The sequence below is a fragment of the Bradyrhizobium sp. USDA 223 genome (genome assembly GCF_044909005.1).
Taxonomy (GTDB): domain Bacteria; phylum Pseudomonadota; class Alphaproteobacteria; order Rhizobiales; family Xanthobacteraceae; genus Bradyrhizobium; species Bradyrhizobium yuanmingense.
Map to the genome: position 1 here is coordinate 2,365,658 of NZ_JBIYDR010000001.1, position 21,313 is coordinate 2,386,970.

Consider the following 21,313-nt stretch of genomic DNA (forward strand, 5'->3'; position numbering starts at 1 on the left):
ACGAGATCGTAACGCACGGTCCGGCCGGGGTTTCCAATCCGAAGCTGTTCCGTTCAATCGGTCGCTTTGGCGAGCCTGGAATCTTCGGCCTGTGGCTGCGGGCGGAGGCAGCCCTGGCAGATGACCAGGGAGCGGTTGACCCTGGCATCCTGTTCGGCCTCGATGCCATCCGCCTGCCACCATTCCCTCGAATGGGGCTGAGCCTCGGCTTGCGACCTGTTGCGCGCGGCGCGGCCGGCAGTCCGCGTCGGCTGCGAGGCGGCGCGCGGCCGGTTGGGATCCTCGCCGGCGCCATCCCAGGCATAGCGCGCAGGCTTGACGGCGAGATCGGATGCCAGATGCGCTTGCGGAGTCGCGGCACATCCGGCGAGCGCCAGTGACAACAGAAGGAGGGCAGGCGCTTTGACCATGATGCGGCACTCTGTACGCGAGAACTGAGCGAGGTTGCGTCGATCATGTTTAAGATTCTCTGAACGATAGCGGTTGTGGTTGCGACCAACGACCATGCGATATCTGATCCTTCTGCTCAGCTTGCTCGTGACCGGCGCGCGTGCCGACGACGCAAAGCCGTTCAATCCGGCCGATTATCCGCCCGGCGTGCAGAAGGCTGTGCGCTTTGCGAATGAGGAATGCGAGAGCCAGCAAGGCGGCGAGGTGACCTTCGCGCATGATACGGTGCGCAGGATCGACCTGACCGGCGATGGTCGTGAGGACTACATCGTCGATTTCCAGGACACCAGATGCGGCGATCGCGAGACGACCTACTGCGGAACCGGCGGCTGCGTCGTGAAGATCCTGGTGACGCTGCCGGACGGCAGCGTGCGCGAGGTGTTCGACGGCTACGTGCTCCGCTATAAGATCATGGCCCCGCCGGTGAAGCGCGGCGCCGCGCGCACGATCCGCTTCGACCTGCATGGCAGTTTCTGCGGCGGCTTTGGTCCGCAAGCCTGCTGGAAGACCAAGGCCATCACCGCGACGCCGTTTGCGTTCAAGCAGTAGGCCAGGTCCGCGGCAGCCGGCCTTGCGGGGGCAACGGCGATGGCGATAAATGGGCTGCAATGAACGGACGGCTTGCGTGCCGCCCGTCGTCGAAGAGGAAGCCCGATGCAGCCCCTGCGCATGTCCCGCCGCGTCATGAATCTCGCCTATATGCTGACTCAGAATGCGCGGCGGCATGGCGCGCGTCCCGGCTTCGTCTGGGGAGACAAGTCCTGGACCTGGCGCGAGATCGATGCGCAGGTCTCCGCCCTGGCCGCGGCGCTCGCCGCGCGGGGAATTGCCAAGGGCGATCGCATCCTCGTCCATTCCAAGAATGGCGATGAGATGTTTGTCTCGATGTTCGCCGCGTTTCGCCTCGGCGCGGTCTGGGTGCCCACCAATTTCCGTCTGATGCCGGATGAAGTCAGCTATCTCGCGCAGGCCTCCGGCGCCAAGGCGTTCCTGTGCCATGTCGATTTCCCCGAGCACGCCGCGGCGGTGAAGGACGGTGCGCTGGAGTTCACCTGGAGCGTCGACGGCAAGGCCGCGTTCGGCGAGCGCTCGGTGGCCGATGCGATCGCCTCGCATGCGGGCGCCGTTGTGGAGAATGTCGCCGTCGAGCATGACGATCCCTGCTGGTTCTTCTTCACCTCCGGCACCACCGGACGCTCCAAGGCAGCCGTGCTCACCCATGGCCAGATGGGATTCGTCGTCACCAATCATCTCGCCGATCTGACGCCCGGCACGACCGAGCAGGATGCCTCGCTGGTGGTGGCACCGTTGTCGCACGGCGCCGGCGTGCACCAATTGATGCAGACCGCGCGCGGCGCGCGCACCGTGCTGCTGCCGACCGAGAAATTCGACATCAACGAGGCGTTCCGCCTGATCGAGGCGCATCGCGTCAGCAATCTCTTCACCGTGCCGACCATCCTGAAGATGATGGTCGAGCATCCCGCCGCCGACAAGTATGACCATTCCTCGCTGCGCTACGTCATCTATGCGGGCGCGCCGATGTATCGCGAGGACCAGAAGGCGGCGCTGAAGAAGCTCGGCAAGGTGATCGTGCAGTATTTTGGCCTCGGTGAGGTCACCGGTAACATCACCGTATTGCCGGCGGCGCTGCACGACCCGGAGGACGGCCCGCACGCCAGGATCGGCACCTGCGGCTTCGAGCGTACCGGCATGCAGGTGTCGATTCAGGACGATGAGGGCCGCGAGCTCAAGGCCAACCAGAGCGGCGAGATCTGCGTGATCGGGCCTGCCGTGTTCGCCGGGTATTACGACAACCCCGAAGCCAATGCGAAGGCGTTCCGCAACGGCTGGTTCCGCACCGGCGATCTCGGCCACATGGACGAGGAGGGTTTTGTGTACATCACCGGACGTGCGTCGGACATGTACATCTCCGGCGGCTCCAATATCTATCCGCGTGAGATCGAGGAGAAGATCCTGACCCATCCCGGGATCGGCGAGGTCGCCGTGCTCGGCGTGCCCGACGCGACCTGGGGCGAGGTCGGCGTCGCCGTCTGTGTCGTCAGAAAAGGCGCGAAGGCGGTGACCGAAGCGGAGATGGCGGCGTTCCTGTCGCCGAAAGTGCCGCGCTACAAGATGCCGAAGCGCTTCTTCTTCTGGGACGCGCTGCCGAAATCGGGCTACGGCAAGGTGCCGAAGCGCATGGTGCGCGACGAGCTCGAGGCGCGCGGGCTGCTCGACCTCGACAAGGCGAAGACCGGCTGAGCACAGCAGATGCGGAGTATCAAGCAGCCGGGGGCGCCGCCTCCCGAACGCATTCAATGGGTGGAGGCGAGGGGGCGCGCCTTTTCCTTCACGCTTCAGGCCGGCATGCCGCTTCTGGAGGCAGCGCGGCGCGGCTTTGCGTCGGAGGGCTTTGCTGGCGGCGTGCTGAACTTCCGCCGCGGCGCGCTGGGGCCGTTCGCCTATGTCATGCCGGCGCTGTCGAAGACCGGTGAGAATGCGGCGTTCTACAGCGATACGTTCCGGCCCGCCGGCGCGACGCGTTTGAGGCTCGGCAGCATGACGCTCGGCACGCGCGACGGTGCGCCGTTCTTTCATTGCCACGGACTGTGGACGGAGGCTGACGGCAAGACGAGCGGTGGCCACATGATGCCGGACGAGACCGTCGTCGCCGAGCCGTTCGAGGTCGAGGCCTTCGGTCTGGACGGTGCGATGTTCACGGCCGAGCCGGATGCGGAGACCAATTTCAAGCTGTTCGGACCGGTCGCGGCTGCAAGCACCGGCGCGCGCACGACGAGCCGCGCCTTCGCGCTCCGCCTGCGCCCGAACCAGGATTTTGCCGGCGCACTCGAAGCGTTCTGCCGCACGAACGGCATCGCCCGCGCGAAGATCCATGGCGGCGTCGGCTCGACCATCGGCGCGCGCTTCAGCCATGGCGGCGTGACCGAGCCGTTTGCGACGGAGCTGGCAATCACGGCAGGGACAATCGCGCCCGGCGCCTCCGGCGCGCTGGAAGCTGCGCTCGATGTCGCCCTGATCGACTACACCGGCGGCGTTGCGGAGGGGCGTCTGATCCGTGGCGACAATCCGGTGCTGATGACGATGGAGCTGGTGCTGGAGGCAGGGGACTAGCTCGTGCGCCGTGACGTGGCGGGTGCAAGATAGCGCTTTTGCAATCCGGATGTTCCTGTCATGTTCCGTTGCGGATGCGAGTAGCGGCAGGACGTCATGGCACGAAAAGGCAATCGAACGATCAACCTGCCAGCGCCGTATCTGAAGCGGATATGGCTCGACCCGTCGCAGGTTCGCGACCGCGAGGCCTATCCGTTTTGCTTGCCCATCTTCCCGGATGATTTCGAGCTTAGCTTCGACAGCCCCATCACGATCATCGTCGGAGAAAACGGCACCGGGAAGTCGACCATCCTCGAAGGCATCGCAGCGCTCGCCGGCTATGACGATGCCGGCGGCGGCAAGGGCTACAGGCCGGTCGATCATTCCGAAGCGCGCGAGGAGATGGGCGGCCAACTCTCCAAGGCGCTGCGCGCAAGCTGGCTGCCGAAGATTACGAACGGTTGGTTCTTTCGTGCGGAGAGCTTTTTCTCGGTCGCGCGATATCTGGACAAGGCTGCGCGCGACGCCGGCCAGGTCGGCCCCGATTTCCTGTCGCACTCCCATGGCGAAGGCTTCCTGCGTTTCTTCGAGGAGCGTTGCCAGCGCCAGGGCATCTTCATCTTCGACGAGCCGGAATCGGCGTTGTCGCCAGCGCGCCAGATCGAATTCCTCAAGCTGCTGCGGCGCATGGAAGAGTCCCGCATCTGCCAGGTCATCATGGCAACGCATTCGCCGATGCTCATGGCCTATCCCAACGCGCGGCTGCTGCGGCTCGGCAAATACGGCCTGGAGCTTGTCACGGTGGAGCAGACCGACCATTACCGGCTGATGCGCGAGTTTTGTGCCGATCCGCGCGGGTTCGTGGAGGCGACGCTGGGGGAGTGAATGTCGTAGTCGACGGTCGTTCTCTCCGCCGTCATTGCGAGGAGCTCTTGCGACGAAGCAATCCAGCGGCCAACCTTCGTGTCCCGGACAAGCTGCAACGCGTGAGCGTTGCGGCGCAGAGCCGGGACCCAGCAACTCCCAATACCGCGGATACGTGGGCCCCGGCTCTGCAGCGCATCACTTCGTGCTGCGCAGCGTCCGGGGCACGAGACCGTCGTCGATTGGCTGGCATAGGCTCGCATCCTCGCGGCAGAGTCCGCCCGAGCTTTGCTGCATTCACCACCCTCGAAAATGCCGAGGGCGCAGGGAAGGCCGGGTGCCGGCTGGCACCCGCGGTCCACTGTGCGAAGCGTGTGCTTGAAAAAGCTGCACAGCGGCATACAGGTGAAGCCAAACATCCGGCCTTCCCTGCGCAGTGGGTTGACGGCTTATGTCGTGCTCTCCCCGGGGAGCGATGCACTATTGCCCCCGTCGCCTTGCGGATGACTGACGGTGCGGGGCCCGGTCGGCCCGCAACGTCACCGCAAGCCTTGGCGCACAGACCCCGGGCGCCAGGACCACACGATTTTGCCGTACGCGAGACTGCGCCCGTCGTGTGCGCGCCTCGCCTGCTCACGGAGTGATCCGCCCTGCAAACCGCTTGCGCGCGACGCTGCCTGCGTCCACCACCTCCCATCCCGCGTTCGTGACGATCGCGATGCGCCCCTCGGCCCGGGTTGGGGTGGTCGCAACATGCGATAATTCCGAATTCGAGTAAAGCGAATTATTTCGGCTTGGCATGGTTGACCCCGGTCTGGTGTTTTGCCCGTCCGCCAACCCAATCAATGGTGTGCATTGGCTTTGCCACCGCCGTGCCACGAACGGGTCTCCCCATGGCCCAAAAATGCGCTAGCATGACCTCAGCGCGCGTTCCAAGTCGCGCAGATTGAGAAACGAGGAAACGAGATGAGGATGAGAAGCGGACCGGCGATCGCCGGGGTGGCGGCGCTGGCGGTGGCGGGGATGGCTCTGATGACGGCCTTCGAGCCGGTCCGGGCCCATGGACCGACGCGGCAGAAGGTGCGGGAATCCATCGAGATCAACGCGGCTCCGGCCAAGGTGTGGGCGGTGATCGGCAATTTCCAGGACATGAGCTGGCTTCAGCCGGTCACCAAGACCGAAGGCGAGAAGGGCAACGAGATCGGCGCCACACGCAAGCTGACCCTGACGGGCGGCGGGACGGTCGAAGAGGAGCTCTACAAATACGAGCCCGACATGCAGAGCTATTCGTACCGGATCACCAAGGTCGACGTGAAGGTGCTGCCGGTGACCAATTATTCCTCGACCCTGACGGTCTCGCCCGCGCCCGACGGCAAGGCGAAGCTGGAATGGGCCGGCGCATTCTATCGCGGCTATCCCAACAACGACCCGCCGCCGGAGCTGAGCGACGAGGCCGCGATCAAGGCGGTGAGCGGGCTCTACAAGACCGGGCTCGAGGCGCTCAAGAAGAAGATCGAGAGCGGCAGCTGAACGTGCGGGTACTGGTTCTGGCGGCGCTCGCCGCCAGCCTTTGTCAAGCCGGCTGTGGAAGCGCGCGCGCCGACGAGGCGTTCGTCACCAACCAGCTCAGCGAAGATCTGATGGTGGTGGATCTCGCTGGCGCGCGCGGCGTTGCGACCATCCCGATCGGGGGCAAGCCGGCGGGCGTCGCCGTCAGCGCCGACGGGCGCTTTGCCTATGTCACGAGCCCGGATGCCAAGGCGGTGACGGTGGTCGACGCTGCCACGCGGCAGGTCGCCGGCCGCGTCGAGGTCGGTGGCGGGCCGCTCGGCATTGCCGTGGCGCCCGATGGCAAGACGGTCTATGTCGCCGATTGGTACGCGGCCGCGGTGCGGGTGATCGATACGGCCTCGCGCAGCGTTGTCGCCAGCATCGCGGTCGGCGCCTCGCCGTCGGGTCTTGCGGTGACGCCCGACGGCAAGCTGCTGCTCTCGGCGGACCGCGACGACGACAGCGTCTCGGTGGTGGACACGGCGACGCGCCAACGCAAGGCCGTGATCAAGGTCGGCACCCGCCCGTTCGGCGTCACCATCGATGTCGAGGGCAAGCGCGCCTACACCGCCAATGTCGGCTCCGACGACGTCTCCGTGATCGATATCGCGAAGGCCCGCGAGATCGGCCGCGTGCCGGCGGGGATGCGCCCCTATGCGGTGGCGCTGACGCAAGGCCGGGGCTTCGTCAGCGACCAATATGGCGGCACCGTCAGCGTGTTCGACCTGGCGAGCCTCAAGCCGGTCAAGCGCATCAATGTCGGCGACTATCCCGAAGGCATTGCGGCAACTGCCGACGGCAAGCGCGTCATCGTCGCCTGCTGGGAAAGCAACACGCTAAGTATCATCGACGCGGCCGAGCTCAAGGTCATTGGCGAGATCAAGACCGGCGACGGCCCGCGTGCGTTCGGCGCGTTCTTGCGCAGGGCGGAGTAGGGGGTGTGTAGGGTGGGTTAGCCTTGCGGCTGCGCGGAGCGCAGTCGGAAGGCGTAACCCACCTCTTTGGTTTCAGCGGAGACAGAAGTGGTGGGTTACGCCGCGAATGCGCGGCTAACCCACCCTACGAGTCCGAGCTAGCGTCGATGCAATCTCATCCATCCGCTCGAACACATGATCCGGCCCGAACGCCCGCAACGCCGCCGGCGCCGCATAGCCCCAGCATACCGCGCCGCAGGCAATTCCAACGGCCCGTGCCGCCTCGATGTCGCGGACCTCGTCGCCGATCGAAATGACCTTGTCGGGCTCAACGCCCGCGCGCCGGATGACCCGGCGGAATTTCGCGGCCTTGCCGAACAGCGAGGCAGAGCAGTCGAACTGCTCGAACAACGCTGCAGCCTCGCCAAGCTTCTCGCGCGCATTGGCCTCGCTGTCGGACGTCACCAGCGCCAGCTGCACGCCGTTCTCGGCCAGCGTCCGCAGCATCGCCTCGACGCCGGCAAACAGCGGAATCTCAGCTGCAGCCTCCGCCTTCAGCCGCCGCGCATGCCGCGCGATTGCCGGCAGCTTCCACAAAGGCACCTCGAGTCGGGCGAGGATCTCGCGGCTCGAGGCGTGCCTCAGCTCTTCAATCTCCCCATCCGCGACGCGACGAAAATTGAAGCGATCAGCGACATCGTTGATGGTGCGCAGGAACCAGGGAAAGCTGTCGGCGAGCGTGCCGTCGAGATCGAAGATGGCGAGGGCGTAGGGCATGAGGAGACGGAAGCACCGGGGGCTGGCACGTCGTGTCCAGCCGGCGACGCGCTGACAGATGTGATTGGAAATGCTATATTGAGATCCAGAGGTGACAGATGTCGGAGCTACTGGCAAGGATTACGGTCGATCCGCAGCGTATGCATGGACGCCCCTGTATTCGCGATCTGCGCATTACGGTCGCCGACATTCTGGGATTGCTGTCCGCGGGACAGTCGCGCGAGAGTATTCTCGAGGATTATCCATATTTGGAAGAGGCCGACATCGACGCGGTGCTCGCCTACGCCGCCCGTCAGGTCGACCACCCGATCATAGCGGCCAAATAGCTTGCCATACTTGATCGATGCTCAGCTTCCTTCGGCACTCGCGGAAGCCATGCGTCGCGCCGGATACGACGCGGTTCATGTGGCCGAGTTCGGGATGGCAAATGCGATCGACGGGGTGACCGATCGTGCTATGGGTGCGCGTGGGCAACATCGATAATCGCGCGCTGATCCGCCAGTTTCTAGCCGCCATGCCTCAAATTGCCGAAGCCGTCGCACGGGGCGAGGCGGTGATTGAATTCGTCGGAAGCTAGCGAGACCGCAGCCCGCGGACGTCAACGTTGATGTCGAGATCGATGTTGCTGACGCAAGTCTGAATTGTTCGATGCGAGCCGCCTTCATGCCAGCGGCCATCCCGCGCCCGGGCACCACTGACATTGGCCAGCTTTAGGCACCGCCATTGCGGCAGCGGTCCGCTGCTTTCGCCTGCAAACTACCAGGCCAGCACGGCTTCCTCGCCGGACTTGTTGGTGCCGATGATATGCGGACAGAGCTCGCGACGGCGGCCCTCGTAGACGCAAGTCACCTGTTGCTCGGCAAGGATCGCGTTCCGAAATAGCGTATAGGTTCGACTGGCCATTGCTCCCTCCAGATCGATCATCTGGCCTTGCCAACCACTTGAGTGTAGTGATGCGGGACTGGAAGGGTAACCATGCCGATCAATGACACCCAGCTCAGCAAGTTTCTGAGCCTCATCCTGCGCCACCAGCCGGAAACGATCGGGTTGGTACTGGATTCGCACGGGTGGGCCAGCATCGACGACCTGATCGCCAAGGGAAATGCCGCCGGCACAAAGTTTGGCCGCGACGATCTGCTGCGTGTCGTCGCAGAGAGCGACAAGAAGCGTTTCTCGCTATCCCCTGAAACTGATCGCATTCGCGCCGCGCAAGGACATTCCGTCTCGGTTGAACTTGGCTTGGCGCCGCAGGAGCCGCCGTCGATCCTGTATCATGGCACGGCGACACGGTTTGTCGAGGCGATCCTGTCCGAGGGCCTGAAGCCGCAGGCGCGCCAGCAGGTGCACCTGTCCTCCGACGAGGCAACGGCGCAGCGTGTCGGTCAGCGCCACGGCAAGCCGCACATCTTCAAGGTCGATGCCGGCAGCATGCATGCCAAGGGATTCAATTTTTTTCGCGCAGAGAACGGTGTGTGGCTGACCGACCATGTGCCGCCGGAGTTCCTGGCCTAGCTTACGTCCTGGATTTCCAAACAGTCTCCTCGGTCCAGCCTAGTTCGGCGAATTCGGCGGCTCGCAGCGGCGCTTCGCCTTCCGCGAAGAATTCGTCGAGCTGCGGGGGCGCGACATCCGTTTCGCACAGCATGGCATGCGCCTGTCCGCGATGATGAATTTGATGTTGGAAGAGATGCATGAGCAGTCGGTCGCAGCGTTCGGTCTGCACGGTCGTGTCGCGGTTGATCCGGACGAAGGCGTCGAGCCGTTTAGTTGTCAGCGCATCGCAGATCGCAATCAGGCGGTTGTCCATTGCGGCTTGGGCAGCTTTGAGCTCGGCTAACGAGGGGTACGGCACCTCGTTCTTCCAGGCTGCCGGTCCGAGCCAGCCCCCTTCAAGCGCATCGATGTAGAAGAAGTCGATGATGTAGATGTGGTTCAGCGTACGCTGCAGGCTTGGAAAGAAGCCGGTGCGGTGGGCTTCGAATTCAGACTGGGATAGCGCAGCGCAGGCGGCGAGCAGGCGATGGTTCGCCCAAGCGTTGTTGTGGGCGAAGGCGCGGTAGGTTTGGACGAGTCCAGCGGACATGTCGGTTCTTTCCCGATCGAATAGTGGCGGATTACGCTCCGCTAATCCGCGCTACAGCCCTGTGGCTTCGATGCAGCGCAATCTACTCCGCCGCCTCGCTCGCGGTTCGCCTCCGCTTCGGCTTCCGCGCCTTCTCCAGCACGGGAGCCAGGAACTTCCCCGTATAGCTCCGCGGCGCCTTGGCGATGTCCTCCGGCGGGCCCCAGGCGACGATCTCGCCGCCGCCGTCGCCGCCTTCGGGCCCCAAGTCGATGACCCAGTCGGCGGTCTTGATGACTTCGAGATTGTGCTCGATGACGACGACCGTGTTGCCCTGCGCGACCAGCTCGTGCAGCACCTCCAGCAGCTTCTTGACGTCGTGGAAGTGCAGGCCGGTGGTGGGCTCGTCCAGGATGTAGAGCGTGCGGCCGGTGGCGCGCTTTGACAATTCCTTGGCGAGCTTGACGCGCTGGGCTTCGCCGCCCGAGAGCGTCGTCGCTTGCTGGCCGACATGGATGTAGTCGAGGCCGACGCGGTGCAATGTCTGAAAAGTCTCGCGCACGCGCGGCACCGCCTTGAAGAACTCGGCGGCTTCCTCGACGGTCATGTCGAGCACGTCGGCGATGCTCTTGCCCTTGAACAGCACCTCCAGCGTCTCGCGGTTGTAGCGCTTGCCCTTGCAGACGTCGCAGGTGACGTAGACGTCGGGCAGGAAGTGCATCTCGATCTTGATGACGCCGTCGCCCTGGCAGGCCTCGCAGCGGCCGCCCTTGACGTTGAAGGAGAAGCGGCCGGGCTCGTAGCCCCGTGCTTTCGCTTCCGGCAGGCCGGCGAACCATTCACGGATCGGCGTGAACGCGCCGGTATAGGTCGCCGGATTCGAACGCGGGGTGCGGCCGATCGGCGACTGGTCGATGTCGATGATCTTGTCGATGTGCTCGAGGCCCTCGATGCGGTCGTGCGGCGCCGCGCCTTCGCTGGCGTTGTTGAGCTTGCGGGCAATGGCGCGGTAGAGCGTATCGATCAGCAGCGTCGACTTGCCGCCGCCGGAGACGCCGGTGACGCAGGTGAACAGGCCGAGCGGAATTTCCGCCGTGACGTTCTTGAGGTTATTGCCTCGCGCGTTCACCACCTTGATGGTACGGCGATGGTTCGGCGGACGCCGCTCCGGCACCTCGACCTCGAGCTCGCCGGTCAGGTACTTGCCGGTCAGCGATTTCGGGTTGCGCATGATCTCGGCGGGCGTGCCTTCGGCGACGATGTTGCCGCCATGCATGCCGGCGCCGGGGCCGATGTCGAGCACGTAGTCCGCAAGGCGGATGGCGTCCTCGTCATGCTCGACCACGACCACGGTGTTGCCGAGGTCGCGCAGCCGCTTCAGCGTATCGAGCAGGCGGGCGTTGTCGCGCTGGTGCAGGCCGATCGAAGGCTCGTCCAGCACGTAGAGCACGCCTGTGAGCCCCGAGCCGATCTGCGAGGCGAGGCGGATGCGCTGGCTCTCGCCGCCGGACAGCGTGCCGGAGGAGCGGGACAGCGTCAGATAATTGAGGCCGACGTCGAGCAGGAAGGTGAGGCGCTCGCGGATCTCCTTCAGGATGCGGCCCGCGATCTCGTTCTGCTGCGCGTTCAGCGCCTCCGGCACGGTCTCGAACCACGCGCCGGCGCCCTTCACGGACAGCTCCGAGATTTCGCCGATATGCTTGCCGCCGACCTTGACGCAGAGCGCCTCGGGCTTGAGCCGAAAGCCCTTGCAGCCCTCGCAGGGGACGTCGTGGAAATATTTCGCCAGCTCCTCGCGCGCCCACTCGCTCTCGGTCTCGCGGTAGCGGCGGTTGATGTTGGTGATGACGCCCTCGAACGGCTTCTTGGTGTCGTAGGAGCGCACCCCGTCCTCGTAGGAGAACTTGATCTCGTCCTCGCCCGAGCCGTAGAGGAGCGCGTTTTGCGTCTTCTTCGGCAGATCCTTCCACTTGGTGTCGAGCGTGAACTTGTAGTGCTTGCCGAGCGCGGTCAGCGTCTGCACGTAATAGGGCGACGACGATTTGGCCCAGGGCGCGATCGCGCCCTTGCGCAGCGTCAGATCCTTCTCGGGGATGACGAGGTCTTCGTCGACATGCTGCTCGACGCCGAGGCCGCCGCAGGCGGGGCAGGCGCCATAGGGATTGTTGAAGGAGAACAGGCGCGGCTCGATCTCGGGGATGGTGAAGCCGGAGACCGGGCAGGCGAACTTTTCCGAGAACAGGATGCGCTCGGGCCCGCTCTTGTCGTGGATTTTCGCGGTCTTCTTCTTTTCCTCCGCAGGCGCAGAAGCCGCGGGCGCATCGGCGAACTCGACGACGGCAAGGCCTTCGGCGAGCTTCAGCGCGGTCTCAAAGCTCTCGGCGAGGCGCTGGCCGATATCGGCGCGCACCACGATGCGATCGACCACCACGTCGATGTCGTGCGGGAATTTCTTGTCGAGGCTAGGGGCTTCCGCCAGCTCATGGAAGGTGCCGTCGATCTTGACGCGCTGAAAGCCCTTCTTGAGCCATTCGGCGAGCTCCTTCCTGTACTCGCCCTTGCGGCCGCGCACGACGGGGGCGAGCAGATAGAGGCGGGTGCCCTCGGGCAGCGCCAGCACGCGGTCGACCATCTGGGAGACGGTCTGGCTCTCGATCGGCAGGCCCGTGGCCGGCGAATAGGGCACGCCGACGCGGGCCCACAAGAGGCGCATGTAGTCGTAGATCTCGGTGACGGTGCCGACGGTGGAGCGCGGGTTCTTCGACGTCGTCTTCTGCTCGATCGAGATTGCCGGCGACAGGCCGTCGATCTGGTCGACGTCGGGCTTCTGCATCATCTCCAGAAACTGGCGGGCATAGGCCGACAGCGATTCGACGTAGCGGCGCTGGCCCTCGGCATAGATCGTGTCGAAGGCGAGCGAGGATTTGCCGGAGCCGGATAGCCCGGTGAACACCACCAGCTTGTCGCGGGGAATCTCGACGTCGATATTCTTGAGGTTGTGCTCGCGCGCGCCGCGGATCGTAATTGCGCGCAGGCTCGAGCCCGCGTTCTGTTGTTGGCGCTTCGCCTTGATCACTTCATCCATCCGAGTTGCCCTCAAGGAAGCCCAAAGGTGCGCGATCGCGCCAACAAAAAAGGCGCGCTGCGCCCGGAACCGGGATCGGCGCCGATGGGTATGGCAGCGAACGTAGGAAGAACGGCGGCGGATTTCCAGTGGGACTTGCGAATCGTCAACGGATTGTTGGCGTGCTGGCGGGATCTGGCAGCAGGAACGCGCGGAACCGCTCCCGGAGCAACCCGGCCAAAAAAGAAAGGCCGGCGCGAGGCCGGCCTTTCGTGACGATGTGACGTCGGTCTTGATCAGTACTTCGCGACGACCGGGCCACCGAAGGTGTAGTTGAGGCGAACGGTAGCCATGTCCACGTCCTGCTTGATGCTGTCGGTGCGAGTGGTCACGCCGAGGAAGGTGAAGGTCTCGTTGTGCCTGCCCATGAACAGGTGGTTGTATTCGACAGCGACCGACCAGTTCGGGGCGAAGCCGAATTCTATGCCGGTGCCGACCGTACCGCCCCAGCGCGTTTCGTTCGCGGTGTCGAGCGTAACGCCGCCAAAACTGCCAGTGTACTTGTTGTGAGTGACGGCAGCGCCGCCCTTCACGTACCAAAGCACGTTGTTCCAGGCATAACCGACCTGGCCAGTGAAGAGGCCGATGGCGTCGATCCTGGTCTCGTTCACCAGCGGCGCGAGCGCGGCAGGCGAGCTGATGTTCGAACCCTTCAGGTCAGCCCAGTCGCCCTGGGCTTCGAGACCGAACACCCAGTTGGCGGACTGCCAGCGATAACCGATCTGGCCGCCGACGAGTGCGCCGGTCGCATTGTGACAACCTTCGGCCACCGCCGGAGCGACCACGACGGGGCCGACACTGGTGAGATCCCAACAGTTGCGGCTCCAGCCACCGCCGGCGTTGGCGCCGAGGTAGAAGCCGCTCCAGTTGTACACCGCGATCGGCGCCACCGGAGCCTTGGTGTAGGGGCGGGCCGCCAAATCGGCCGCCGAGGCCGGTGACAACGCGCTGAGTGCGAACAAGCTGGCCGAAGCCAGCAAAAGCTTCTTCATATCCATTCCCCACTTCCATTTCTCATTCCGGTCTTCCGGAGAGCGGAAGAGCAGCGGACCTTATGACTCAAGCAACGTCATTGCTTTTACACCATTTAAGCCAAAGGTTGTGTCACCCAGCGGCCACACCCCTTCGAAAACGCGAGCGAACGGGCGGCCGCAACAAACAAAAAGGCCGGCGCGAGGCCGGCCTTTCGTGACGATGATGCGTCAGAGACGAAGCTCAGTACTTGGCGACGACCGGGCCGCCGAAGTGGTAGTTCACGCCGACCTGCACGGTGTGGAGGTCGAGAGTGCCGGTGTTGACCGGGAAGACGCCCGAGAAGTAGGTCTCGCCGCCCAGGCTGCGATAGAGGTACTCGCCCTTGACCGACCAGTTCGGAGCAAACATCGCCTCGACGCCCGCGCCGACCGTCCAGCCCGAATGGAACTGGCTCTCCGAGAGGCTCAGAACAGGGGGCGCGCTGACGCTGATCTTGTTGTTGATCCAGGCGTAACCACCCGTGGCGTACAGCAGGACGCTCGGGGAAGCGAGCCAGCCGATGCGACCACGCACGGTGCCGAGCGCGTCGATACGCGAACTGACCGTCGTGGGAACGAGGGCGCCACCAAAATCAACAAGACCGGTCGCTGAGGCGTTTACGTCAGCCCACGCGCCATCAGCTTCGATGCCGAACACGACGTTGGAGGTCTGCCAGTTGTAGCCAACGGTGCCGCCGACGAAACCGCCCTGCATGCGCGGATCATCGGAGCTGTTTTCCCAGGCGCCGCCGCCGACGATACCGAGATAGAAGCCGGTCCAGTTGTAGACCGAGGCCACAGGCGCGGGCGCCTTGGTGTAGGGGCGGGCTGCCAGATCAGCAGCCGAAGCGGGGGCCGCGAGAGCGAACAAACAGGCCGAAGCCAACAAAACCTTTTTCATTTTCAACTTAATCCCAGTCCCAGTTTCTGTTGTTGCCTTCCCTCACGGAAGGGCAGCGGACTCAACGGCCCAACTGGCGCCGTCTTTACACCACCAAAGCCGCAAGTTGTGTCTCCGAAAAGCCACAACAGCCGAAAAGGTGATGGTTGCTGACTTATTGACGTCCAGCCGTCGTGCGCAAAAAAGAAGGGCCGGCGCTGGGGCCGGCCCTTCCATCGCTCACGAAATCAGAGGGAATCAGTACCTCGCGACCAGCGGGCCGCCGAAGCGATAATTCAGCCGGACCAAACCCATGTCGACGTCCTGATATATGCGATCGGATCCGAAGAAGGCACCGCCTGGCGTCGTGAAGTCCCGGGTCTGGTGGCCCAGGAAGAGGTGGTTGTACTCGAATCCGAGCGTCCAGTTCGGTGCGAATCCGAACTCGACGCCCGCGCCGACGGTGCCGCCCCAGCGGGTGTGATCGGCCGAGGCGAGCAGGGTGCCCGCACCGGGCGTGCCTGGCGCCGCGTAGACGTCGAACTCGTCGCTGACGACGGCGGCGCCGCCCTTGACGTAGACCAGGATATTGTTCCAGGCATAGCCGACCTGGCCGGTGATCAGGCCGAAGGCATCGATCTGAGACCGGTTGCGGCTGCCGGTGACGAGCGCGGAGCCCGGGAAGACGAGGCTGACATTGTCGCCGGAGAAGTCGGCCCAGTTGCCCTGGCCTTCGACGCCGAACACCCAATTAGCGGACTGCCAGCGGTAGCCGACCTGGCCACCGACCGTGCCTCCGGTCGCGTTGTGACATCCTTCACCGACGAGGGTGCCGGCGGCGCCGGTGACGAGGCCCGTGGTGTCGACGAAATCCCAGCACTTACGGCTCGTGCCGCCGCCGCCGTTGATACCGATGTAGAAGCCGCTCCAGTCGTAAACGGTAGCGACAGGGGCCGGAGCCTTTGTGTAGGGACGCGCAGCAAGATCCGCTGCACTTGCCGGCCCCGACAGCCCCAACGCCATTGCACCGATTGCACCAAACAGAACCTTGTTCATTACAGTCTCCCCAGTTTCGTCCGCTTCTTGAAACTCCCCGAAGCGGCTGATCAGGCGCGACGCCCATATGAATCAATTCCAACGCGAATGTAGCCTAAGAATGGGGCAGAGTCCGTCTCCGGAATGCCACACTCGCCACTCAAGTGAATGGAACAACTTAATGAATGTTAAGCGGTTTTTCTCGTTCAGGGGAACCCAAGAAGGTTCCATCGGAGCGCTGCTCATTATTTTGGCAATGGGCCAGAATGGCTGTCCTATTGCGATGAAGAACAAATCTGGAACAAAACGGAAGGGGATGCTATATATGGGGATAACCCCGGGGGTGGCAGGCTGATCGGTGCCCGCAAGCGTATAGGGTCGCCCTAGCGGGCGCAGAGGAACGCGGGCAGCGGATTCGCCCTTTTGAAATTCAGTGGCATTCGGAGTGGAGAGCGGCGATGGCGGGAAGCGTCAACAAGGTCATTCTGGTTGGAAATCTCGGCAAGGATCCCGAAATCCGCCGCACCCAGGACGGGCGGCCGATCGCGAATTTGAGCATCGCGACCTCGGAGACCTGGCGCGACAAGAACACGGGCGAGCGCAAGGAGAAGACCGAGTGGCATCGCGTCGTGATCTTCTCTGAGCCGCTTTGCAAGATCGTCGAACAGTATCTGAAGAAGGGCGCAAAGGTTTACATCGAAGGCGCGCTCCAGACCCGCAAGTACACCGACCAGAGCGGCGTCGAGAAATATTCGACCGAGGTCGTGCTGCAGGGCTTCAACTCGACGCTGACGATGCTGGACGGCCGCGGTGGCGGCGGCGGAGGTGGCAGCTTCGGCGACGAGCCGGGCGGCGACTTCGGCTCCTCCGGACCCGTCAGCAGCGCGCCGCGCCGTCCCGTTGCCGCCGGCGGCGGCCGCAACAGCGACATGGACGACGATATCCCGTTCTGAGGTCAAATAGCGGGCGCTCGTCCTTTGCATCGGTGTGCTCGCGTGCCGCGCTTGGATTTCTCGTCAATCAACGGGCAAAGCTTGATTTTCTAAGCTTGCCTCATGTTGTGCGTCAGACGGCGAGCCGCTGCCGATCGGGGACTGCTGCATGAGTCTTGGACCGCTTCTTGCTGCTGCTCCGGCGATCCCGCTGCATGCCTTTGCCGCGATGGCTGCATTCGTCCTCGGAATTGTTCAGCTCATCGCCCCCAAGGGCACCCTTCCGCACCGGGCTCTGGGCTGGGTCTGGGTGGTGCTGATGCTCGTCGTGGCGCTCACCTCGTTCTGGATTCACGAAATCCGTCTGGTCGGTCAATGGAGCCCGATCCATCTGCTCTCGATCTTCGCGTTGGCGATGCTCGTATTGGGCGTGACGGCTGCAAGAGCTCACAATGTTCGCCGCCACAAGATCACGATGGCCTCGATCTTCTTCGGCGCACTCGTCATTGCCGGGCTGTTCACCCTCATGCCCGGCCGGCTCATGCATACAGTGGTTTTCGGGCCTTGAGCCGTGGCCGAAATCCACTCTCCGGCGCAGGGGTTGCCGACGTCCGAGGGCTGTCCGGAAATGACCTCTCGTCACCCCGGTAAGTGCATGAAAAAACGAAGGGAAAAAGCGCCTCCGGCGGCCCTGTCAGGGTGGTTATCCAACCCTCGATGCGCTATATGATTCCCAGATAAAACCTCACCGGATTTCCCCTTGGCTGACGACGATAACAAGCCCGGCGACCAGCCGGCGCAACCCTCGGACATTCGCCCCGTCTCCATCCTCGACGAGATGAAGAAGTCCTACCTCGATTACGCCATGAGCGTGATCGTATCGCGCGCGCTGCCCGATGCGCGCGATGGCCTGAAGCCGGTGCATCGGCGCATCCTGTTCTCGATGAACGAGCAGGGCTTCACGCCCGACAAGAAGCACAAGAAGTCCGCCGGTATCGTCGGTGACGTCATGGGTAAATACCACCCTCATGGCGACCAGGCGATCTATGACGCGCTGGTGCGCATGGCGCAGGACTTCTCGATGCGCGAGTTGCTGGTGGACGGGCAGGGCAATTTCGGCTCGGTCGATGGCGATCCGGCGGCGGCCATGCGCTACACCGAGTCCCGCCTGACCAAGATCGCGCTGAAGCTGCTCGAGGACATCGACAGCGACACCGTCGACTTCCAGGACAATTACGACGGTTCCGAGAAGGAGCCGGTGGTCCTGCCAGCGCGGTTCCCGAACCTGCTGGTCAACGGCGCCGGCGGCATTGCCGTCGGCATGGCGACCAACATCCCGCCGCACAATCTCGGCGAGGTGATCGACGCCTGTATTGCGCTGATCGACAATCCCTCGCTGACCATCGACGAGCTCATCAACATCATTCCCGGCCCGGATTTCCCGACTGGCGGCATCATCCTCGGACGCCAGGGCATCCGCAGCGCCTACCATCTCGGCCGCGGCTCCATCGTCATGCGCGGCAAGGTCACGTTCGAGACCATTCGCAAGGATCGAGAGGCGATCGTCATCACCGAGATTCCGTATCAGGTGAACAAGGCGACGATGGTCGAGCGCATCGCCGAACTCTACAAGGAAAAGAAGATCGAGGGCATCTCCGACCTGCGCGACGAGTCCGACCGCGATGGCTATCGCGTCGTCGTCGAGCTCAAGCGCGACGCCGTGCCCGACGTGGTACTGAACCAGCTCTACAAGTTCACCCCGCTGCAGACGAGCTTCGGCGTCAACGCAGTTGCGCTCGATTCCGGGCGTCCGCAGACGATGAACTTGAAGGATATGTTGACGATCTTCGTCGGCTTCCGCGAGCAGGTCGTCACCCGGCGCACCAAGTACAAGCTGCGCAAGGCGCGTGAGCGCGCCCATGAGCAGGTCGGCCTCGCCATCGCGGTCGCCAACATCGACGAGATCATCAAGGTGATCCGCACCTCGCCGACACCAGCGGCGGCCCGTGATACCCTGATGACGCGCGATTGGCCCGCGCGCGACGTCGAGGACATCATCACGCTGATCGATGACCCGCGTCACCGGATCAACGAGGACGGCACGATCCGCCTGTCGCTGGAGCAGGCGAGGGCGATCCTCGAATTGCGTCTCGCACGTCTCACCGCGCTCGGCCGCGACGAGATTGGCGGCGAGCTGTCGAAGCTCGCCGGGGAGATCGGCGACTATCTCGCGATCCTGCGCTCACGCGCGCGCATCCTGGACATCATCAAGACCGAGCTTGCCGAGGTGAAGGCCGAGTTCGCAACGCCCCGCCGCACCGTGATCATGGAGCAGGAGGGCGAGGTCGAGGACGAGGACCTGATCCAGCGCGAGGACATGGTCGTCACGGTCTCGCACGCCGGCTACGTCAAGCGCGTGCCGCTGTCGGCCTACCGGGCGCAGCGCCGCGGCGGCAAGGGCCGCTCCGGCATGCAGACCCGCGACGAGGATTTTGTCAGCCGGCTCTTTGTCGCCTCGACCCATACTCCGGTGCTGTTCTTCTCCTCGCGCGGCCAGGTCTACAAGGAAAAGGTCTGGCGGCTGCCGATGGCCGCGCCGAACGCGCGCGGCAAGGCCATGATCAACATCCTGCCGCTGGAGCAGGGCGAGCGCATCACCACCATCATGCCGCTGCCGGAGGATGAATCGACCTGGGGCCAGCTCGACGTGATGTTCGCGACCACGGGCGGCAACGTCCGGCGCAACAAGCTGTCCGACTTCGTCGACGTCCGCCGCTCCGGCATCATCGCGATGAAGCTCGACGACAACGAGGCGATCGTCGACGTGCAGATCTGCACCGAGCGCGACGACGTGCTGCTGACCGCTGCCGGCGGCCAGTGCATCCGCTTCCCCGTCACCGACGTGCGCGTGTTCACCGGGCGCACCTCGATGGGCGTGCGCGGCATCGCGCTCGGCGAAGGCGACAAGGTGATTTCGCTGGCGATCCTGCGCCACGTCGACACCACCTCGGACGAGCGCTCGGCCTATTTGAAGATGCGCCGCGCGGTCGCGGGCGAAGCCGCCGCGGAAGAGGCACCGGCCGATGCCGAGGCCGAGGAGACCTCGGGCAGCTTCCAGCTCCCGCAGGAGCGCTATGTCGAAATGTCGGCGCAGGAGCAGGTCGTGCTGACCGTCTCCGTCAACGGCTACGGCAAGCGGACCTCGTCCTACGAGTACCGCACCACCGGCCGCGGCGGCAAAGGCATCGTCGCCATGAGCGTCAACAACCGCAACGGCAATCTCGTCGCCTCGTTCCCCGTGGAGGAGGCGGATCAAATCATGCTGGTCACCGACAAGGGTCAGCTGATCCGCTGCCCGGTCGAAGGCATCCGCATCGCCGGCCGCTCGACGCAAGGCGTGATCGTGTTCGACACCGCCGAGGACGAGCACGTGGTGTCAGTCGAGCACATCACGGAAGAGGCCGAGAACGGCAACGGAGCCAACGGGGAGTAACGTTCAGCCAGGCAGCCCGAATTGCGCTGCGCTCGATCCGGGCTGTGAACCGCCTAGCTGACGCGAAATCGTCAAGCCCGATTACGGCGTGCGGTTGGCGGTCACGAGGCGTGCCTCGCGGACATTGGCCTTAGTGCCGGCGCTACGCAGGCAGGAGGCTTCGAAGTTCGGCCAGGCCTGCTGCGAGCAGTCACGGCCGATGCTGCGGATGTCGAGCCGGTCGCTCTTGGCCAGCGGCTGCGGCACGCTGGCTTCAACCTTCGGGGCAAAGCCGGGCAGGAGGGTGAGGGCCGCGGCAACACACGCAGACAGAGCGATCGCTGAAATGGTCTTGATCATGACAGTCCCCTGTGATGCGGCCGCCTACTCCCAGTACGCGGCCCGTCGTTCGTTGGCCCGGATTAGTAACCATGGCCAGTTTCCGGACGTCTTCGCCGATGTGGGAAATGGTTTCGTTCCCGCTCCGTTTTGTTTCGTGGTCGCCCCGAGGGCGAAACAAACCGGCTGCCGCTGACGCCCGACGGGACATTTTCGGAGGGGCTGGACCGGAAACGGGCAAGGAACCTGCCCGGCTTGCCGGCCCGGGCCGGGCGCGGTAGGACGGGGCCATGCCGCGCATCGCCTTCTACCCAGGTTCCTTCGACCCCATCACCAACGGCCATCTGGACGTGGTCCGGCACAGCGTTTCCTTGTGCGACAGGCTCGTGGTCGCGATCGGGGTGCATCCCGGCAAGAAACCGCTGTTCTCGACCGAGGAGCGCCTCAAGATGCTCGAGGACGTCTGCGGTCCGATCGCGGCGCAGGCCGGCTGCGTGCTGGAGGCGACGACGTTCGACGATCTGTCGGTCACCGCAGCGCGCAAGCACGGCGCGACCATCATGATTCGGGGCCTGCGCGACGGCACTGACCTCGACTACGAGATGCAGCTCGCCGGCATGAACGAGGCCATGGCTCCCGAGGTGCATACGGTCTTCCTGCCGGCCTCTCCCATGGTCCGCCCGATCACCGCCACTTTGGTGCGCCAGATCGCCGGCATGGGCGGGGACGTCTCGGCCTTCGTCCCGCCGCAGGTCGCGGCACAGCTCAAGGCCAAATTCGCCTGAAAAC

The 21,313-nt window shown here is 64.2% G+C and carries 22 protein-coding genes; 13 read left to right on the forward strand and 9 right to left on the reverse strand.

The window, feature by feature from the left end; genetic code table 11:
- Positions 1-53 precede the first annotated feature (53 nt).
- A complete protein-coding gene (locus tag ABIA40_RS10815) occupies positions 54-410 on the reverse strand; it encodes a hypothetical protein (RefSeq protein WP_271537881.1) in 357 nt (118 codons plus the stop codon).
- Between the two features lie 94 nt (positions 411-504).
- Here ABIA40_RS10815 and ABIA40_RS10820 point away from each other — a divergent pair, with 94 nt between their 5' ends.
- From ABIA40_RS10820 to ABIA40_RS10845, 6 genes are all read left to right on the forward strand, one after another.
- Positions 505-999, forward strand: a complete 495-nt coding sequence (locus tag ABIA40_RS10820) for a hypothetical protein (RefSeq protein WP_404540967.1) — start codon at positions 505-507, stop codon at positions 997-999.
- Positions 1,000-1,104: 105 nt separating this feature from the next.
- Entirely contained in the window at positions 1,105-2,712 is a 1,608-nt protein-coding gene (locus ABIA40_RS10825) for an acyl-CoA synthetase (protein WP_404540969.1), read from the forward strand.
- Positions 2,713-2,721: 9 nt separating this feature from the next.
- Entirely contained in the window at positions 2,722-3,582 is an 861-nt protein-coding gene (locus ABIA40_RS10830; RefSeq protein ID WP_271537887.1) for a PCC domain-containing protein, read from the forward strand.
- Positions 3,583-3,678: 96 nt separating this feature from the next.
- On the forward strand, positions 3,679-4,446 hold the full coding sequence (locus ABIA40_RS10835) for an AAA family ATPase (RefSeq protein WP_275499638.1): 768 nt from the start codon (positions 3,679-3,681) through the stop codon (positions 4,444-4,446).
- A 945-nt stretch (positions 4,447-5,391) separates the two neighbouring features.
- Complete coding sequence (locus ABIA40_RS10840; RefSeq protein ID WP_404540971.1) at positions 5,392-5,955, forward strand: SRPBCC family protein; 564 nt, start codon at positions 5,392-5,394, stop codon at positions 5,953-5,955.
- Positions 5,956-5,957: 2 nt separating this feature from the next.
- A complete protein-coding gene (locus ABIA40_RS10845) occupies positions 5,958-6,911 on the forward strand; it encodes a cytochrome D1 domain-containing protein (protein WP_404540973.1) in 954 nt (317 codons plus the stop codon).
- Between the two features lie 114 nt (positions 6,912-7,025).
- Here the strand turns inward: ABIA40_RS10845 and ABIA40_RS10850 are convergent, their stop codons facing one another.
- Positions 7,026-7,667: an HAD-IA family hydrolase gene (locus ABIA40_RS10850; protein ID WP_275509956.1), complete on the reverse strand. Its 642-nt coding sequence runs from the start codon at positions 7,665-7,667 to the stop codon at positions 7,026-7,028.
- Positions 7,668-7,765: 98 nt separating this feature from the next.
- Between ABIA40_RS10850 and ABIA40_RS10855 the strand changes: the two genes are divergently transcribed.
- Together ABIA40_RS10855 and ABIA40_RS10860 are read left to right on the forward strand one after the other, a co-directional pair.
- Positions 7,766-7,993, forward strand: a complete 228-nt coding sequence (locus ABIA40_RS10855) for a DUF433 domain-containing protein (RefSeq protein WP_100230657.1) — start codon at positions 7,766-7,768, stop codon at positions 7,991-7,993.
- 10 nt (positions 7,994-8,003) lie between these two features.
- Entirely contained in the window at positions 8,004-8,150 is a 147-nt protein-coding gene (locus ABIA40_RS10860; protein ID WP_404540976.1) for a hypothetical protein, read from the forward strand.
- Positions 8,151-8,423: 273 nt separating this feature from the next.
- On the opposite strand, the gene ABIA40_RS10865 is transcribed toward ABIA40_RS10860, so the two are convergent.
- Positions 8,424-8,570 (reverse strand): hypothetical protein, encoded by a 147-nt coding sequence (locus ABIA40_RS10865; protein ID WP_275509955.1) that lies wholly within the window; start codon positions 8,568-8,570, stop codon positions 8,424-8,426.
- A 72-nt stretch (positions 8,571-8,642) separates the two neighbouring features.
- Here ABIA40_RS10865 and ABIA40_RS10870 point away from each other — a divergent pair, with 72 nt between their 5' ends.
- Entirely contained in the window at positions 8,643-9,179 is a 537-nt protein-coding gene (locus tag ABIA40_RS10870) for an RNA 2'-phosphotransferase (RefSeq protein ID WP_157286065.1), read from the forward strand.
- 1 nt (position 9,180) lies between these two features.
- Here ABIA40_RS10870 and ABIA40_RS10875 read toward each other — a convergent pair whose 3' ends face one another.
- From ABIA40_RS10875 to ABIA40_RS10895, 5 genes are all read right to left on the reverse strand, one after another.
- Positions 9,181-9,750 carry a DinB family protein gene (locus ABIA40_RS10875; protein ID WP_275499632.1) on the reverse strand — a complete coding sequence of 190 codons (570 nt, stop codon included), beginning with the start codon at positions 9,748-9,750 and terminating at the stop codon, positions 9,181-9,183.
- Positions 9,751-9,832: 82 nt separating this feature from the next.
- Positions 9,833-12,814 carry an excinuclease ABC subunit UvrA gene (uvrA, locus tag ABIA40_RS10880; RefSeq protein WP_275509954.1) on the reverse strand — a complete coding sequence of 994 codons (2,982 nt, stop codon included), beginning with the start codon at positions 12,812-12,814 and terminating at the stop codon, positions 9,833-9,835.
- A 275-nt stretch (positions 12,815-13,089) separates the two neighbouring features.
- Positions 13,090-13,845: an outer membrane protein gene (locus tag ABIA40_RS10885; RefSeq protein ID WP_275499975.1), complete on the reverse strand. Its 756-nt coding sequence runs from the start codon at positions 13,843-13,845 to the stop codon at positions 13,090-13,092.
- A gap of 223 nt (positions 13,846-14,068) precedes the next feature.
- On the reverse strand, positions 14,069-14,767 hold the full coding sequence (locus ABIA40_RS10890) for an outer membrane protein (RefSeq protein WP_157286061.1): 699 nt from the start codon (positions 14,765-14,767) through the stop codon (positions 14,069-14,071).
- Positions 14,768-15,004: 237 nt separating this feature from the next.
- A complete protein-coding gene (locus ABIA40_RS10895) occupies positions 15,005-15,802 on the reverse strand; it encodes an outer membrane protein (RefSeq protein WP_271537907.1) in 798 nt (265 codons plus the stop codon).
- A 437-nt stretch (positions 15,803-16,239) separates the two neighbouring features.
- Between ABIA40_RS10895 and ABIA40_RS10900 the strand changes: the two genes are divergently transcribed.
- From ABIA40_RS10900 to gyrA, 3 genes are all read left to right on the forward strand, one after another.
- Positions 16,240-16,734 carry a single-stranded DNA-binding protein gene (locus ABIA40_RS10900; protein WP_025036423.1) on the forward strand — a complete coding sequence of 165 codons (495 nt, stop codon included), beginning with the start codon at positions 16,240-16,242 and terminating at the stop codon, positions 16,732-16,734.
- Positions 16,735-16,882: 148 nt separating this feature from the next.
- Complete coding sequence (locus ABIA40_RS10905) at positions 16,883-17,281, forward strand: DUF2306 domain-containing protein (RefSeq protein ID WP_404540979.1); 399 nt, start codon at positions 16,883-16,885, stop codon at positions 17,279-17,281.
- A gap of 192 nt (positions 17,282-17,473) precedes the next feature.
- The gene (gene gyrA / locus ABIA40_RS10910) at positions 17,474-20,206 is read left to right on the forward strand and encodes a DNA gyrase subunit A (RefSeq protein ID WP_404540981.1); all 2,733 of its coding nucleotides are present in this window, start codon (positions 17,474-17,476) and stop codon (positions 20,204-20,206) included.
- Between the two features lie 81 nt (positions 20,207-20,287).
- On the opposite strand, the gene ABIA40_RS10915 is transcribed toward gyrA, so the two are convergent.
- Entirely contained in the window at positions 20,288-20,545 is a 258-nt protein-coding gene (locus tag ABIA40_RS10915) for a hypothetical protein (RefSeq protein ID WP_036012649.1), read from the reverse strand.
- Between the two features lie 269 nt (positions 20,546-20,814).
- Here ABIA40_RS10915 and coaD point away from each other — a divergent pair, with 269 nt between their 5' ends.
- Complete coding sequence (gene coaD / locus ABIA40_RS10920; RefSeq protein ID WP_036028155.1) at positions 20,815-21,309, forward strand: pantetheine-phosphate adenylyltransferase; 495 nt, start codon at positions 20,815-20,817, stop codon at positions 21,307-21,309.
- The last annotated feature ends 4 nt before the right edge of the window (positions 21,310-21,313 follow it).